A 16,592-nucleotide genomic window follows, 5' to 3' on the forward strand; every position below is an offset into this window, starting at 1 on the left:
ATGGCAAGTCGGCATCGAACCGGCATCCGGCATAGCGGCATCCCGTCGGGCCGTGGGTCTGCGCCCCCGGTTACGACTCCTTTGCCTTGGCATGTTTTGCCACCTGAAGCGTGCCAAGCACGGCTGTGCCTGCGCCTAGCGCCACCAGCCCATCGGTCCAGCCGAGCGCGGTCATTCCCAGCAGCTGACCCGCAGCGGGAAGGAATTCGGCGATGAGGAGGACCGCCGCTGCCAATGCCGCAATCACCGCTAAAGCCATGTTGGGGCGACCGAAACCAGCCAGCAGGGTCGCCGAGAAGGAGCGATTGACCAAGACGAGACTGAGGATCGCGCCCACAAGTGCGAAGAACACCGTTCCGCGCAGCTCTGTCTCGGGCGCACCGCCCGTCAGCATCCACATCAACACCGCCGCAACGCTGGCAAGGGCAACCAATCCCTGCGCGATGGACCAGCCCAGCAAGGCGCGCGACAGAAGCAGGGTGCCCGCAGGCCTCGGGGGGCGACGCATCACGTCCGCCTCGTCGGTCTCGGCTTCGAAGACGAGCGAGCAGACCGGGTCGATGATCATTTGCAGCAGCGCGATATGCACGGGTCCCAGAAGGATCGGCAGACCAAAGAGCAGGGGCATCAGTGCCAGCCCCGCTATCGGGATATGCACTGCGACGATGAACCCCATTGCCTTGCGCAGATTGTCGTAGATCCGCCGCCCCATGCGGATCGCAGTAGCGATCGAACCGAAATCGTCGTCGAGAAGCACGATTGCCGCCGCTTCGCGCGCAACATCGGTACCGCGCTTCCCCATCGCGATCCCGATATCAGCCGCCTTGAGCGCCGGCGCGTCATTGACGCCGTCACCTGTCATTCCGACAACCTCGCCTGCGGACTGGAAGGCTTTGACGATCCGAAGCTTTTGCTCTGGCATGATCCGCGCGAACACGCCCACGCGCCGAACACGCTGCGCCAACTCGGCATCGTCCATCGCAGCGAGCATCGTGCCAGTGATCACTTCGCCTTCGTCGATTCCGGCGGCCCGAGCAATTGCCCGCGCCGTTTCGGGATAGTCTCCAGTGATCATCACCACCCGGATGCCGGCACTGCGGCACTGTTTAACGGCCCCAGGCACCGAAGCGCGCAGGGGATCACGAAGCCCGATCAGGCCGTGGAAAACAAACTTGAACCCGCGCTGGGTCGCGGGAAAATCACTTCCGCGCCAGCGCGCCTCGGCGATCCCGAGCACGCGCAATCCCTCGCGGGCCATCGCGTCGACTGCGACATGCATCGATGCACGCGCATCCCCGTCCAATCGACAGAGCTCGGCGATGGCTTCAGGCGCGCCCTTCGAGGCGATAAGATGGTCCTCGACCGCGCTTCCCGTCTGCCAAACATGGGATATGGCCAAGAGGCCCGGATCGAGCGGATATCGGTGTCTCAAATCCCAATCGGCTCTGGCGGACTTGCGATTTCGTGTGCTGCGCTGCGTTCGGTCAAGGTCGTGAAATGCGATCTCCATCGGATCAACCGCCTGTGGAGCGCTTGCGAGCAGCGCCAACTCAGCGATCGGCACAAAGGCGTGCGGGAGCGGGGTTCCGTCGGGAGAAAAGACGCTCCCGTCAGAGAGGCGCAGCTCTGCAACGGTCATGCGGTTCTCCGTGATCGTGCCGGTCTTGTCCGTGCACAGCACGGTTGCAGAACCCAGTGTCTCGATTGCCGCCCCGCGCCTTGCGAGCACGCGCTCGCGGGACATCCGCACAGCCCCCATCCCCAGGAAAATGGCGAGCACCACCGGAATTTCCTCGGGCATCATCGACATGCCAAGGGCAATGCCGGCAAGCGCCGCCTCGAGCCAGGTTCCGCGGAGCAGGCCGAACAGCAGCACGGCGAACCCGCTGATCAGCACTGCGCCGATTGCGAACAGTGCAACCAGCCGGCGTGTCTCATGATAGAGCCGCGGCGCCTGGACCTCCATCAGCACCAGCGACTGACCAATGCGCCCGATTTCGCTTTGCGCTCCCGTCGCCGCGATCCGGCACAGCCCACTGCCGCGCACGACGAGCGTGCCGGAGAAGGCATAGGCAAGACCATTCCCACCCGGTCTTGGCCTGGTCTCGGCCACACCTTCCGTTGTCCTTGCCTTTGAAACCGGGGCCGACTCTCCGGTCAGCAGCGACTCGTCCATCGCCAGTGTATGATTCTCTACGATCCAGCCGTCAGCGGGCACCCGGTCGCCCTCGCCAAGCAGAACCAAGTCCCCTCGCACAACCTCGCGGCCCGGAATGTGCCGATGCAGACCATCGCGCAGCACCAGTGCCCGCGGACTGGCCAGGTCGCTTAGCGCCTCAAGCGAGCGCTCGCTGCGCGTTTCCTGCAACGCTGTCACGCCTATCGAGAAGCCGGCAAAGGCGAGCAGCATCAGGGCTTCACCCAGATCGCCGAGCGCCAGATAGATGATGCCGCCGGCCACGAGCAACAACAGCATCGGCTCACGCATCACCCCGAGCACAACGGCAATCGTCGATCGGCGTTGGCGGCGCGCAAGCTCGTTATAGCCTTCCTCCGTCAGCCGCCGTCGTGCCTCTGCTTCTTCCAATCCGACCTGCTTCGGACGCTTTGCATCAGTGCCTTGCGAGACGGCGACCCGATCGATCGCATCCGGCTCAGTCGGCATCGATCTCTGCGTCCCGGACAACGAATACCGAGCATTTGGCGTGACGAAGGACGCGCAGTGCGTTGGCGCCAAGCAAATAGTCGCGCATCACCGGACGATGCGAGGAAAGAACAATGAGATCCGCCTCGAATCGCTCGGCAATCGAAAGGATCGTCGCATGAATAGCGCCGCAATCCACATGGTAGTCGATATTGCCGGCGCCTTCGATGGTTGCCGCAAGCGATCCAAGTCTTGCGCGCGCTGTTTCGATCATCTCGCGATAGCCGATCGCTGACCATTGCGCTTTGACCATGGCCACATGCTCAGGCACGACGCTCGCGAGCGAGAGTTTCGCATCAAAGCATCGACTGAGTGCAACAGCCGTCGGTAGCGCCTTTTTCCAGGAGCGTGGCTGATCGAGATCGACTGGCAAGAGGATGCTGCAGTACATTGCCTGACTCCATCGACGCGGAACCGATACGCGGCTGCATCGCATCCACTCGGAAAATAGGCCTGCGCCGCAGATGTGGCGCTTGGTGATGTTACCTAGTGCGGCAATGGACCAAGGGTGAGAGGAAAGGTCATGCGCAGCGTCACCACTCACCCCGAGCGACACAGTGTAAAGCGGATCGGCTGGCTTCGTGCCGCCGTGCTTGGCGCGAACGACGGTATCGTCTCGACGGGAAGCCTGATCGTCGGCGTCGCTGCATCGGAAAGCGGCAGCGCGAATATCCTGCTCGCCGGGACTGCAGCACTGGTTGCCGGCGCGATGTCCATGGCGGCCGGCGAATATGTCTCGGTCAGCTCGCAGGCGGACAGCGAGCATGCCAATCTGGCGAAGGAACGTCGCGAGATTGGCAAGGAGCCTGCGATCGAACATGAAGAACTTGTCCAGATCTATATTGCGCGCGGGCTTCAGCCGATGGTTGCTGAAGCGGTGGCAACACAGCTTATGGCAAAGGATGCGTTAGCGGCTCATGCTCGCGACGAGCTGGGGCTCTCCGAATTCACGACTGCAAGGCCACTTCAGGCGTCGCTGACATCCGCAGCAACCTTTAGCGCGGGCGCTGCAGCGCCATTGCTTGTGGCCGTATTTTCGCCGGCACCACTGCTGATCTGGCTAGTCAGCATGGTGTCACTCCTTTGCCTTGCCGTGCTCGGCGCGCTTGGTGCGATTGCCGGTGACGCCTCTCCGGCACGTTCAGTGGCACGCGTCACGTTCTGGGGCGCGCTGGCGATGGTCGTGACGGCGGGCATTGGCGGACTGATGGGCACGTCAGTCTGATCGACAAAAGGACGTAAACTGCGCCACGCTGGGGTGGTCCCGCCTTCTTGGACGGTTTGGCGGCCAAGTTAAGCTCATCCCGGTTGTCGTTCATGTCGCCTGTTTGTTCATCAGATCATCGGGGGCCTGCCCCCCATGATCGGATTGCCCGATCTGCCGATAGGCCTCGAGCAGGGCGCTCCCGGCGAGGCCCGGGTGCGGGCGCTGGGTGTTGTACTTGGTGATCCGCCGGCCCCGGCCGTCCACGGAGATGCAGACCTCGGCCTCACGCAGCACCGGGGTGAAGGCCTGCGACGTGAACTGGCCGCCCTGGTCGGTAGTGAAGATCTCGGGCTTGCCGTAGCGGGCCAAAGTCTCTTTCAGTGCCGCGACGCAGAAGCCGGCGTCGATCGTGTTCGACAGCCGCCAGGCCAGGACCTTGCGCGTTGCCCAGTCCATGATCGCGACCAGATAGAGGAAGCCCCGGCGCATCGGAATGTGGGTCACATCGGCGCACCACACGTGATTGGGCCGGTCGATCACCCGCTTGCGCAGCAGGTACGGATAGACCCGGTGCTGCGGATGGGGACCATCAAAAACAGGCGATTAGCATCGGCGATCTTATGGGGTTTCGGGCGCGGTTTAGCGCGGCGCCCCTTTGCATCGGTCAGCATCGATCGGTCTCCAGAAATACCTCGTTTTTCGACCGCGCGTACCACGTTTTCGCCCCTCCAATTCGTCGGATGGGCATGGACGGGCACGGACGGCCGAGGCCGAGCGGGTCTGTCAGGCGAAGGTCATCAGGGAGAAAAAGTCGATCCCACCGGCCCTGTGCGGACCCTTGTGGCATGGCCGGTGGCGGAGCGGGAGGGATTCGAACCAATTTGATAAGCGGCTGAGATTTCTTGATTCTTATCGATCCAAGTTTTCCGCATACCTCGGAATATACCACAGTAAGGCCCAAAAACTTTTTCGTCCTGAACCAACGCTTTGCAGGCTTAGTTCGGTTCCCACCATAATAATCGAACCCACGATGCATTTGCAAGACTTCAGGGTTTCACTAGATGGACGCCTCGAAAAACCTCTGACGGTTACTCGGCGTCGTCATTCACTTGCCTTTGCGATGATGGGAGGCGGTCATGGGGCGGCAGGCTGGTTTTTGGGATTAGGAGGAACATCTGGCGCGTCTGATCAAAGGCGGCGATCCGCTGGTGACATTGGCCGAGCTGGTCGATTTCGAGCCGTTCCGCTACCGTCTGGATAAGGTGTTGAAGCGCTCGGATGGGGCGAGGGGCGGCAGGCCGCCCTATGATCCCGTTATGATGTTTAAGGCGCTGTTCCTCCAGGCGCTGTACAATCTGTCCGACGATCAGGCGGAGTTCCAGATCGGGGACTGGCTGTCGTTCCTGCAATTTCTGGGCCTAACGCCAAATGCACCGAGCCCTGATGCCAGGACGATCTGGCTGTTCCGCGAGCACCTGGTGCAAGCCCGGGCGATCGAGAAGCTGTTCGCGCTGTTCGATGCGCGACTGAAGGCCAGCGGCTATCTGCCGAAGGGCGGTCAGATAATCGATGCGACGGTGATCGCTGCACCGCCAGCACCTTAGCCAGACCGTGCGCGAGAAGTTCGCCTGCCGGGACGGCGAGAAGATCTCGCAGCCCCCAGCGCCGTTCCATGTCATGCCGCGCGGATGGGCAGGTCCAAGCTTCCTCGCCATGCTGCTGTTCGAGAAGTACGGGCAACACCAGCCCCTCAACCGTCAGGCTGATCGCTTCGCCCGTGAAGGCGTGACGCTCAGCACCTCGACGCTCGCCGATCAGGTCGGTACTGCGGCTCATGCGCTCACCCCACTCTATCGGCTGATCGAGGCGCATGTACTCGCCGCTGAGCGGTTCCACAGAGACGACATCACTGTGCCGGTGATGGCCAGGGGCAAGACCGATACCGGTCGACTGTGGGTGTATGTGCGCGACGACAAGCCGTTCGCCGGCGCGGACCCGCCCGCCGCGCTGTTCCATTACTCGCGCGATCGGCGCGGCCAGCATCCGCAGGCGCATCTCGCCTCCTGGTCGGGGATCCTACAGGCCGACGCCTATGGCGGCTATGGTGAGTTGTATCGCAACGGCCGTGCGCCTGGACCGATCCTCGAGGCTGGCTGCTACGCGCATGCGCGGCGCAAGTTCTTCGAGCTCGCCAACGTCGAGGGCGCCGCGCGCAAGAAGAGCCGCGGCGAGCGCGCCAGCATGATCTATCCGATCGCGCTCGATGCCGTGCAGCGGCTCGATGCGCTGTTCGACATCGAGCGGGGCATCAATGGCAAGGTTCCGGCCGACCGGCTCGCCGTTCGCCAACAACTCAGCGCGCCGCTGATGACCGAGCTCCACACCTGGCTCACCGATCAGGTTGGTAAGCTGTCGCGCAGCCATGATATGGCAAAGGCCCGCCTCTACATGCTCAAGCGCTGGGACGCGTTCACCCGGTTCCTCGACGACGGACGCATCTGCATGACTAACAAAGCGGCCGAACGCGCGCTACGCTGCGTGCCCTTGGGCCGGAAGGCCTGGCTGTTTTGTGGCTCTGATCGCGGCGGCGAGCGCGCCGCGGTCATCTACACGCTGATCCAGACCGCCAGGCTGAACGATGTCGATTCGTAGGCATGGCTCGCCGACGTCCTTGCGCTCATCGCCGATCAATCGATCAGCTGCCTCGGCGAACTCCTGCCCTGGAACTGGATCCCGCAGCGCGAGGCCCTCGCAGCCTGATTACGTTTCTCATGCGGCCCGCACCGGATGGATACTGCGGTGCTGCCCGAACAGGCCGAACACATGGATGCACCCGACCGGTGCTGATCGCTGCAAAAATGCTCTTCCACTCCAGGGGTCGTCCACACATGCTTCATCGCTCCATAGCGAGGAGGCGTGATGAATGCGGATTTTGCTGATTTTCAGTCGAACAGTGGTCGCGGATCGAACCACTTTTGCCGCCAGATACTCTGGCGATGCCGTGGATAGATGATGCTCTCCCCCGTCAAAACTGGACCGTTTTTGACGTAATGTGGTAGACAGCTACTGCACAGCTCTCCTGCTCACGGCCGCCCACCACATTACGTCGCAGCCATAATCGACCAGCACTTGTTCATGGGTTCCCGGCCCGATCTGATCGACTTTCCATCTCTTTTGATCGTGCAATAACATAAGCCGGATCGAGTGAGTATAAATCCTTAACCTTGAATACTTCAATCATTATTTCATTATCGCGATTTCTAATCACTCTGCCGCTAATATTGCCTTCGAAGAATACAGCGCCCGCTTCGTCAGAAACTATTTTATTTTGCGCCATCATTTCCAATGACATATTATTGTCATTTAGGCGCATTTCAACTCCCTCGGACGTACACCCTGTAGGAAATATTAACGTAGATTCTCTATTTCGTCCTTCAATTATAACTGCTCCTTCTACATTCAAACTAGTAGAAATGTCCGATTTATTCCAACATGAGCCCAGACGATATACCTGCTCCTTACAAGCAGGTAATATCAGAAGTACCGCAATTATCGGTATGCATTGGGGTAGAGTCTCCGCGAGGTGTCTCGGCATGCATGCAATCTTCCAGTGATATCGCACGATCGAATTGCTCCACTCTGTATCTGACGGTCATTCCAACGGTTTCTACCAAAAGCAGCTCCGATGATAGAATCCATCTGATAGCCCCTCGTTTCTACATTAATTCTATCATCAATACTTTTTGGATAAATGTCGAGGATGTGCCGCCCCTCGTGGGCCAACGTAATTACCCCTTCGACGAAGGCCTGCCTCATTCCAATAGTTTTGTCGATATGGCTCAAAGCAACCGTGTTTAGCGTCAAAGTTCTATTTACACTGTCTGCTTGACCCAATATGAAATTGCCAACTTTATCTTTCCCAAGATTATCGAAGTCGATCGTAAGTCCGTTACCATCGCCTTCGGTGCCGATTGTCTCTGCCACGCTTTTAGCTTCGGCTTGCTCAGCCCTCGAAAGACGATTTGAGTTTGCGGCAGCATTCAGACCACGCACCAGAGCGGCCGCAGTACGACATTCAGCCTTTGTACCCGAACACTCGTATAAACCGTCTGGATCCACCCCATTCATCGGATCGTTCCCGACGTAAGCGTAGAGGTTGATCTGGTCGTCGTATCCGATGGGATCGGTTTGGAGGAACCTGCCGAGGGTTGGGGAGTAGATGCGGGCCTTGTAGTGGTACATGCCGAGTTCCGGGATCCAGGCCTGGCCGGTATATTGGAACCGGCCGGTATTGCCGGCGCCGGGGATGCCGTACTCGTCATAGGTGTTGATGTTGGTGCGGTTGCCGTCCCGGTCTGCGATCGCGATGATCGAGCCCTGGTGGTCGGCGAACAGATAGCGCTGATAGTCCGTACTGCTGCCGTCATATTCCACCATGGGATCATCGACCCCGGCGGCGGTGCCATGGACGTAGCGCTTCAGCATGTTGCCGCCGGCGCCATATTCTGCGACCAGTGCGTCGCCGTCATAGAGGAACTGGGTAACCCCGGTCGAAGGCCCATAGGTCTGCCACAGCCGTCCCAGCGGATCCCAGGTCATGGTCACCCCGGTGGTCGTGCTCACCAGCCGGTTCTCGATGTCGTAGCCGAACCCGGTGGTACCGTCCGAGGTCAGGTTGCCATTGGGATCATAGGCGAACGAGGCAGGGCCAGCGCTGGTATATTGGTTGAGCCCGTTGACCGCATAATCGCGGTCCACATTCACATGGCCGGTAAACGCATATTGGTCATTGTCCCGCGTCCGGCTGGTGACCTGGCTTGCAGGGTTGTAGCCGAACGAGGTCGTGACATTGCCGCCGCTGGTGAAGCTGTGGCCATAGGACGCCATGCGCGAGACGCCATCATAGCCATAATTCGTTCCGAACGTCCAGTTAAAGGCCGACTGGTTCAGCCGGTACAACACGCTGACCCGACCCGCTGTGTCGTACTGGGGATGGAAGATCGGCGTTGTTCCGTTCCGATCGGCCCAGTAAAGCCGATCCGATCCATCATAATGATAGTTCAAGAACTGCCCATCCGGATGAGTCACGCGTATCCGGTTACCGTTGGCGTCATGGCTGTAGGTCAGTGTTCGGCTGGTGCCACCCATGGCGGTGGTGCTGGTGGTGGGGCGGCCGAACCCGTCCCAGCCGCTGAGCACCGCATCGCCGCCCGATGGGCCGTCGAACCGCGCCGCCGTCTGCAACCCGCGCAGGTCATAGCTGTAATAAACCGCCCGCGCCCCGCCATTGGGATAGGTCTTGGCCGTCACCCGGTTGAGCGCATCATAGGTATAGGCGATCGTCCGGCTATCCCGCTTCCTTAGAGAAGTCCGGTTGCCGTTGGCATCATAGCCATATTCTTCATAGTCGGCCGCATTGACCTGGCCGGGCGTCGTTTGCGACGGGAACGTCCATCGCTTCAGCCGGTCATGGCCGTCATAGCTGTACTCGGCACGGTTGCCGTTCGCATCGGTGACGCTCGCTTGTTTGCCATTGGGGGTATAGGTGTAGGTGACCTCATCCGCCTCGACCGCCGTGCCGAGTGCCTTGGTGACCTTAATCAGCTCGCCTGCGGCATTATACTGGTTGCGTGTGATCCGGTCGGGGCCCTGCGTCCCCTCCGCCCCCAGCGTGCAGGCACTGGCCGGCAGACTGGTATAGGCCGCCGGGTTCATCCGCACCGCCGTGCATTCCAGGCGCCCCACTGCATCATAGCTGTACTGGGTGAGCTGGTAGCGGACGCCGCCTGACCAAAGGATCTCGACCGTCTTGCGGTTCATCCCGTCATAAGCGATCTCGGCCGTCTGATGGATGTCGAACCCGCTCCAGTTGACAGGCAGCGTATCGGTCTCCTGCCAGCTTGCCAGAGAGCCCATTTCCACCTTCACCAGCCGACCCGCCGGGTCATAGGTATTGCGGGTGGCAGGATGAACGTCTGGCGCTAGATCCGGCTTGGGACTGATCACCCCAGTCACCCGGCCCATCGCGTCATAGCGATAGCCAGTCGTGAACGGCGACGCTGCGCTTTGGGCATGGGCCGGATCAATGCCCGATATGCCCGGGCCAACTCCGACCAGCAACCCAAGCATCACCAATCCGCGCATCGCTGCCGCCCTCAGTTGCATTGTGCCAACCCCGCCTTCGGTGCCGTCTCCCAGATCTTGCGACCCATCGCATCATACCCGTAACACGTGCGCAGGGTGCGAATGACGCCATCGGTGTCTTGAGCGGTAACGGCCGTGCCACGCAGCCAGAGGTTATTGGGTCCACTGTCCGGGCCATACTCATATTGCGTCAGAACAAGGTCATTCACCCCGCCCGCACACGCGCCGCTCGACAAATCCAGCGCCGTCGTCCGGCACGTCCGCATCTCCGACAATAGCCAGATCGGCGAAGCTGCCGGGCTAAACCCTCCACTGCCGTTCTTCAGCCACGCATAGCGCTGAACATATCCGTACTTCTTGGCAGGAGACACACCATCAACAGCCGGCAAAACCTCCGTCAACACCCCACCATGGACAGAACTGTACGTGTAGCTCGTCACACGACCAAGCGGATCAATGATCGATGTAGGCTTGTTTTGGCAAACCCGCGCTGCGCAATCGTAGGCTTGAGTGATAACAATGTCAGATTCGCCTGCTGCAGATAGCCTGCTTTCATATAATCTTCTCTGACCGTCCCACAGCAATGACTTTATTGATCCATTAGGATATCTTATCGTTTTTGTGGGTACAATAAAGCATCTTCCACCAATTGGAGCCTGTTGACAATAATCGCTTATGGTAGCTCTACCTAGCTGATCAATAACTTGTTCGGGCCCAGGTGTAACAATAAGGGTCTGATCGTCAATTGGCTGAAGCTTACGATATGCACCGTATTTCAGTTCAACCTTTTTTCCATTCGAATCAGTATAATAACCTCCCACAATACTCGGAACACCTCCTCCGGCCTGGTCTATGTAATTGTATCCATATGAATATGACTCACCAGTAACAAACTGCTGAGATTCAATACGAAATTGCCAGTAATTATTGAGCGAGCTAAACGAGTTGATAACGTAAGGAACCGCCTCATCCGGACGCTGAATTGAAAATGTTCCAAAGTTATTATTTGATATAGTTTTATAATAGTTTGTTATTTTTCCATCAATACTTGTTACAGATGATAGGAAGGATCCCACGTATGAGTAAGTGGTGGATGGCCCCGTTGCTGGACATACGCTTGATGTCATTAAAACTTTTGTGAGATTAATCACGCAAGATTTGACTATAGCATTGTACCCGCTTGATACAGCAGAATATTCAAGAATTAAAGCGTAACCTCTGCTGCTCACCACACTTCTTAACCGAGTGGTTTCATTTCCTGTTGGATTTGTAGTATCGTAATTAAAATCTAATATCGTCCCATCTGGTTGGGTAATTTTTGATACAACGCACATCTGTTATATGTCGGATTTAGGCAGTCACTACCTTGCAATATATTTCGGAGCGGCCGAAACTGAACGATGGTTCCATCACTACCGGTAAATATATAGGTTTTGGGTTGACTTGTTTCTGCAGCAACGAGCCTGCTGTAAACAGTTGGAGTTGTAGAAACTTCCTTAAAATTGATATTCGTCGCTGGAGATCGAAATGTTGTACTCAATCCAGAGTACTGTACGGTCATCTGGTAATCGTATCCTGATGGATTTGCTGCAGTTGAAACTGGAATACGTTGCTCTATTATACGAATGTCCCAGTTATGGCTGAATAGTTCGCCAAATCCCTGTTTAGATGTTTGAACTTGATCATAGGACCCCGTGCTAAACTCACGGACAAGCGAAAGCTTCGCGTCGCCTGCACCAATTTCAAGATCGACCTCGCTGTACTGATATTGGCCTGAACGCAGGTCGACCCCTCCCGGACTGACCGCGTGGTGCTCAGGAGGGATCGGGGCAGGAGCATTGTATTCGCCAGGACACCCAGACGGACAATCTCCGCCCCCAGGAGCGGCTTGCGGGGAAGCCTCGATGCGCTCGGGCACCATGTCTCTGTTCTGCGCATGGCTTGGCGACCAGCCAAACAAGGACACCAGGCACGATAGCAATCCAATTGTTCGAAACATGCCGCACCGTCACAAAAAATGGAAAATCACATGATAAGATGGTCAATACAGACGCTACCGCAGGTCGAGCCCTATTGGGCGTTTGCAACGATGACCTTTTTGCGATTATCCGCCTTGTCGTAGCTATATTGTTTATCTGCATTCGCAGCAGGCCCGCCAGAATGAACCACTCTGACCAGACGCCCTTTTGCATCATAGGTATATGTGACAGTCTCGGCAGCAAATGCTACAGAAGAAGCTCCGACCAAACCAATGACCATGAGGTGATATACACGCATACGACACGCCCCCCAAGTTCTTCTAGGCGACGAAGAAAACATTATTCACCATCGATGGCAACAGCAATTTTCCGATTTATTGATCGCTATCAGAAAAGGCGTTCACATAAGCAAAATAGAAAATTAACGTCGTCAACGCAGGTCATTCAAACCTGCAAAGGGATCAGCGGCTATACCGAAGTCGAATAAGGCGTCGAAAATCGAGCCCTTTTGCATTTTTTTCGATCTGTCCCGAGCGAAAATCTGAACCGCGCCGGATTTGTCGGAGGCTCCAACTACTGAAAAGGTGGAGCCTGTATGAGGAAGATGACGAACAAGCATGCGCCAGAGGTCCGCGAGCGTGCGGTACGGATGGTGCTGGATCCCGAGCGCGATTATCCGTCGCGCTGGGCGGCGGTGATGTCGATTACGGAGAAGATCGGCTGCGTTCCGCAGACGCTGCATGAGTGGGTAAAGACTGTCGAGGTCGATAACGGCAAGCGGTCCGTCATTTCCACCGAAGTCGCCGACAAGGTGAAGGCGCTGGAGGGCGAGATTCGCCAGTCGTGGCAGGTCAACGAGATTCTGCGCAAGGCCTCTGCGTATTTTGCTCAGGCGGAGCGAGCCAGAGCACCTTGGCGCCCGTTCAAGCGATGATCGCGTTCATCGACGATCAGCATGCCGGTCAGCGTGAAAGCTAGCCCCCTTCGGTCAGCGAGGCGATGTATCCTTCATGATCGCAGTATTGCCCGGCAAGCGTGACGCCGGCCTTCAGCATATCGTCCTCGGCAACCGCCCGCAGCATTTCCGAACTGCCCTGGCAGATGCCGAGCCCGATCAGGCGCTCGGGATTGACGCCGGGCTGGCAGCCACAACCTCACTAATGAAGGTACTTGACCTGCCACGGGTAATTTACTCCAGTTGCGATTAGAGTCCGGCCCAGACGAGGACGGACGAGATGAAGCGCAAGAGGTTTACGGAAGAGCAGATCATCGGTGTGCTGAAGGAGGCAGAGGCCGGCGTGAAGGCCGGCGATCTGGCGCGTCGACACGGCATATCCGAGGCGACGATCTACAACTGGAAGGCCAAGTACGGCGGCATGGAAGTGTCCGAGGCGAAGCGGCTGCGCTCGCTTGAGGACGAGAACGCGAAGCTGAAGCGCCTTCTGGCGGATGCCATGCTGGACAATGCGGCGTTGAAGGACCTTCTCACAAAAAAATGGTGACGCCCGTCGCACAGCGGGAAGCGGTTGCTAATCTCCGGGATCATCACGGGATGAGCGAGCGGCGGGCGTGTCGCGTCATCGATGCCGATCGCAAGAGCGTTCGCTACCAGTCCCGGCGGCCGCCGGAGACGGAGTTGCGCGCGCGTTTGCGCGAGCTGGCCAATGAACGGCGCCGGTTCGGCTACCGCCAGCTGCACATCCTGTTGCGGCGGGAAGGAGAGCCATCGGGGATCAACCGTGTCTACCGGCTCTATCGGGAGGAAGGTCTTGGCGTTCGTAAGCGGCGGACCCGGCGCAGGGCGGTTGGCACACGGGCTCCGATCCTCGTGGCGGCTCGGCCCAATGCCCGCTGGAGCCTGGACTTCGTCCACGACCAGTTCGCCTGTGGCAGGCGGTTCCGGGTGCTCAACATCGTCGATGACGTGACCAGGGAATGCCTAGCCGCGATCCCCGATACGTCGATCTCCGGCCGTCGCGTAGCGCGCGAACTGACCGACATCATCGCCTGGCGCGGCAAGCCTGGCATAATCGTCAGCGACAACGGGACCGAGTTCACCGCCAATGCAATCCTGGCCTGGTGCAAGGATCACAAGATCGAGTGGCACTACATCGCTCCCGGCAAGCCGATGCAGAACGGCTACGTGGAGTCCTTCAATGGGCGGATGCGGGACGAGTTGTTGAACGAGACGCTGTTCCACGGTCTCGACCATGCCCGCGCGGTGATCCGGGAATGGGCGGAGGATTACAACACCTGCCGCCCGCACTCTTCGATCGGATACCAGACCCCGGCCAGCTATGCCGAAACGATTTTTGCAATGGGGTCAGGCATGCCCGACCCCATTGCAAACAAAGCACCGAAAAGCATAACCACAACTGCCGCGGCTCAAATCAGAGCTGGATGAAAATCCCGTGGCAGGTCAAAACAAACCCAAGCAGCGAGTTGCATACATACCTGCTGATTTCACCAGATCCATTCTCAATCGTTATTACTTGTGGGTAAGGACCGCTCGTCTGCACATTTTCGGAAATCGACCAAATTTTAGTAACTCCCAATCTGTAGATCGGTTTGTAGCATTGCGACGAAAAAGATCTAATTCAGCATCGCCCGAACCGATCGATGCTTCCCTAAATGCCATGATAAAATCGCCATGTGTCAAGTCAACACCATTTTCATCAAGCTGACGAAAGCGGTGTTGAGCCACCTGGCCTTGCTCTAACACTGTTGAGTGTGTTGCAAACAATGCGGCAGTTGCAAGTAATTTGAAACGTCTGCTCATACAAAAACCGATACAAACATATAAGTCTACAAAAGAGTTTTAGCTACTAAATCAGGACGGTCACAGCGCCGCCAACTGTCTTGCTGCATCACACAAGACTTGAGGACTCATACCGTAAAGGTGCTATACAATGCCTTTTTCTTTATGGCGCAACTTTGATGCCATTCGACACGATTCGTTAGCAAAACGCACCGCATCCTTTACAACCTTTCCACATTCGAATTGAACAAATCCCCTGTTGCGAACAGCTTCAATATATTTTGGCGCTACTATGGCAATAATTGACCCACCCATTGCTTGGTCTACGTTTCGCACAAGGCAAACTGATTGCGAAGACGTTTGCAATATAAACGCCGATATGGCTGCTGTTATCACCAATAATCTCATTTATGGGTAATCGATATTAACGAATACCGAAGGATGATTGACAGTGACATTTGGATAGCTTGTCGATAAATCCAGATAATAATATAATCCAGCACAATAGGGATTTCCCCATACACGGATATATTGAGTACCAGCCTGACTAAAGGTTAGAGAACCACTTAAAGGAGGATAGCCTTGCCCAGATACAGCCGTACCATCTCGCGTCGTATAGTTAACGACTACGGTGTTTGTGCATCCAGAAGAGAGCGTAACTGATGCCCAAAATGGCGTATCAACATACCCGGCGACCGGATAGGCGCCTTCTGCAGTCAGCGTACATGCTCCGCCATCCCCACCACCGCTGACTTCCACGGTTACACGCTGTCGATTATTAGCGGCATCATAAACATAACTCGTAGAAGTTGAAGTGGCTGTGGTGGTTTCGCTAACGGAAGTTAGGCGCCCTAACGCATCATACGTATAAGTGACGGTATCACTACTCTGGGCAAAAGCCTCATTATAGTTCGTGATCATAGAGACGAGCGCAGAAAGCGTAATAACAAACAGTGAAAAACCACGGCTGCGATTTGTCATTTTCTGCTCCAGATGGTTCGATTAATGTAGATAAATTCGGAACGATACGCTGAAACAGCGTCAAATCTTTATCTACGAAGTTTCCTTCTATTCCAAATGAATCGAGAGACTAAGATAAGTGAAGGCGTCATGCGAATCGCAGCCTATTATGACATTGAACGACTTTGATTCAAATTTAATATAAGCCGCAATACATTTTTGACTCACTCTAAATTCGTCATCGAAAGTATGTCAAATCAAATCTTCGAGGATGGTAATGTTTCAGGAATATGACGAACATGTTACATAATACTGACGAGGTAAACTAGTATTTTACGATCCCAGATTGGCAAACTGCACCTGTCGACGTCCTTTCGTTGAAGATGATGGTTTTCACTATTTTGTAGATACATGCGTATGAGTTTTGTCATATAGGTCTGAAACCGATATCTTGAAATATCCTGTTGCCAACGAGTCTAAAGCCAAGCACGCTGCCTCCGGGATTCGTTGTTCTAGAGGTGCAAGGTGCGAGTGGCTTTGTTTGCGGTCGCTTTCTGGGTGTGCGTTGCGGTATCGGACGCTGTTGTGGCGCAGGATCTTGCTGATCCTGCGGGTTCGGGTATCTTCGTATCAGCGGTACAATGGTTGCGCGGCACTCTGCTCGGCACCGTTGCAACGGTCGCTGCGGTCATTGCCGTGGCGGTGGTTGGGTTCATGATGCTAACCGGACGGATAAACTGGCGCTATGGCCTCACCGTGATCCTGGGCTGCTTCATTCTTTTTGGGGCAGCCAGCATCGTGGCGGGTATCCAGTCTACCGCCGCAGTTGGTGGCTGACGT

Annotated in this window: 13 protein-coding genes and 3 pseudogenes; 6 read left to right on the top strand and 10 right to left on the bottom strand. The window is 56.8% G+C overall.

The genetic code is table 11. The annotated features are described in order from the left end of the window. Window positions 1-70 precede the first annotated feature (70 nt). Together NYR55_RS09355 and NYR55_RS09360 are read right to left on the bottom strand one after the other, a co-directional pair. The gene (locus tag NYR55_RS09355; protein ID WP_260020991.1) at window positions 71-2,665 is read right to left on the bottom strand and encodes a cation-translocating P-type ATPase; all 2,595 of its coding nucleotides are present in this window, start codon (window positions 2,663-2,665) and stop codon (window positions 71-73) included. Next, window positions 2,655-3,095 carry a universal stress protein gene (locus NYR55_RS09360; protein WP_260020992.1) on the bottom strand — a complete coding sequence of 147 codons (441 nt, stop codon included), beginning with the start codon at window positions 3,093-3,095 and terminating at the stop codon, window positions 2,655-2,657. The genes NYR55_RS09355 and NYR55_RS09360 overlap by 11 nt, the downstream gene beginning before the upstream one ends. Before the next feature lie 132 nt (window positions 3,096-3,227). Here NYR55_RS09360 and NYR55_RS09365 point away from each other — a divergent pair, with 132 nt between their 5' ends. Continuing rightward, entirely contained in the window at window positions 3,228-3,929 is a 702-nt protein-coding gene (locus NYR55_RS09365) for a VIT family protein (protein ID WP_260020993.1), read from the top strand. 90 nt (window positions 3,930-4,019) lie between these two features. On the opposite strand, the pseudogene NYR55_RS09370 reads toward NYR55_RS09365, so the two are convergent. Further along, window positions 4,020-4,496: pseudogene (locus NYR55_RS09370) on the bottom strand (DDE-type integrase/transposase/recombinase); the annotation flags it as partial. A 677-nt stretch (window positions 4,497-5,173) separates the two neighbouring features. Between NYR55_RS09370 and NYR55_RS09375 the strand changes: the two are divergent. Beyond that, a complete protein-coding gene (locus NYR55_RS09375) occupies window positions 5,174-5,515 on the top strand; it encodes a transposase (RefSeq protein ID WP_260021618.1) in 342 nt (113 codons plus the stop codon). Next, window positions 5,511-6,671 (top strand): annotated as a pseudogene (locus NYR55_RS09380) (IS66 family transposase); the annotation flags it as partial. The gene NYR55_RS09375 and the pseudogene NYR55_RS09380, both read left to right, overlap by 5 nt. A 373-nt stretch (window positions 6,672-7,044) precedes the next feature. Here NYR55_RS09380 and NYR55_RS09385 read toward each other — a convergent pair. The 5 genes from NYR55_RS09385 to NYR55_RS09405 all read right to left on the bottom strand — a co-directional run bounded on the left by NYR55_RS09385 (window position 7,045) and on the right by NYR55_RS09405 (window position 12,332). Further along, a complete protein-coding gene (locus NYR55_RS09385; RefSeq protein ID WP_260020994.1) occupies window positions 7,045-7,284 on the bottom strand; it encodes a hypothetical protein in 240 nt (79 codons plus the stop codon). 176 nt (window positions 7,285-7,460) lie between these two features. Further along, entirely contained in the window at window positions 7,461-10,076 is a 2,616-nt protein-coding gene (locus tag NYR55_RS09390; RefSeq protein ID WP_260020995.1) for an RHS repeat-associated core domain-containing protein, read from the bottom strand. Next, a complete protein-coding gene (locus NYR55_RS09395; protein WP_260020996.1) occupies window positions 10,067-11,389 on the bottom strand; it encodes a hypothetical protein in 1,323 nt (440 codons plus the stop codon). Before NYR55_RS09395 ends, NYR55_RS09390 begins: the two co-directional genes overlap by 10 nt. Next, window positions 11,344-11,973, bottom strand: coding sequence for a hypothetical protein (locus NYR55_RS09400; protein ID WP_260020997.1), 630 nt, complete (start codon window positions 11,971-11,973; stop codon window positions 11,344-11,346). The genes NYR55_RS09395 and NYR55_RS09400 overlap by 46 nt, the downstream gene beginning before the upstream one ends. Before the next feature lie 152 nt (window positions 11,974-12,125). Further along, on the bottom strand, window positions 12,126-12,332 hold the full coding sequence (locus NYR55_RS09405) for a hypothetical protein (RefSeq protein ID WP_260020998.1): 207 nt from the start codon (window positions 12,330-12,332) through the stop codon (window positions 12,126-12,128). A 297-nt stretch (window positions 12,333-12,629) separates the two neighbouring features. Between NYR55_RS09405 and NYR55_RS09410 the strand changes: the two are divergent. After that, window positions 12,630-12,991: pseudogene (locus tag NYR55_RS09410) on the top strand (IS3 family transposase); the annotation flags it as partial. A 278-nt stretch (window positions 12,992-13,269) separates the two neighbouring features. Then, a protein-coding gene (locus tag NYR55_RS09415; RefSeq protein WP_260020999.1) for an IS3 family transposase occupies window positions 13,270-14,438 on the top strand; the annotation gives its coding sequence in 2 pieces (ribosomal slippage) (window positions 13,270-13,522 and window positions 13,522-14,438; 1,170 coding nt in all). An 84-nt stretch (window positions 14,439-14,522) separates the two neighbouring features. On the opposite strand, the gene NYR55_RS09420 is transcribed toward NYR55_RS09415, so the two are convergent. After that, on the bottom strand, window positions 14,523-14,813 hold the full coding sequence (locus NYR55_RS09420) for a hypothetical protein (RefSeq protein WP_260021000.1): 291 nt from the start codon (window positions 14,811-14,813) through the stop codon (window positions 14,523-14,525). 387 nt (window positions 14,814-15,200) lie between these two features. Further along, window positions 15,201-15,773: a Calx-beta domain-containing protein gene (locus NYR55_RS09425; RefSeq protein WP_260021001.1), complete on the bottom strand. Its 573-nt coding sequence runs from the start codon at window positions 15,771-15,773 to the stop codon at window positions 15,201-15,203. Window positions 15,774-16,289: 516 nt separating this feature from the next. Here NYR55_RS09425 and NYR55_RS09430 point away from each other — a divergent pair. After that, window positions 16,290-16,589 carry a TrbC/VirB2 family protein gene (locus tag NYR55_RS09430; protein WP_260021619.1) on the top strand — a complete coding sequence of 100 codons (300 nt, stop codon included), beginning with the start codon at window positions 16,290-16,292 and terminating at the stop codon, window positions 16,587-16,589. Window positions 16,590-16,592 lie beyond the last annotated feature (3 nt).

This window comes from Sphingomonas sp. BGYR3 (genome assembly GCF_025153455.1).
Lineage (GTDB): Bacteria > Pseudomonadota > Alphaproteobacteria > Sphingomonadales > Sphingomonadaceae > Sphingomonas.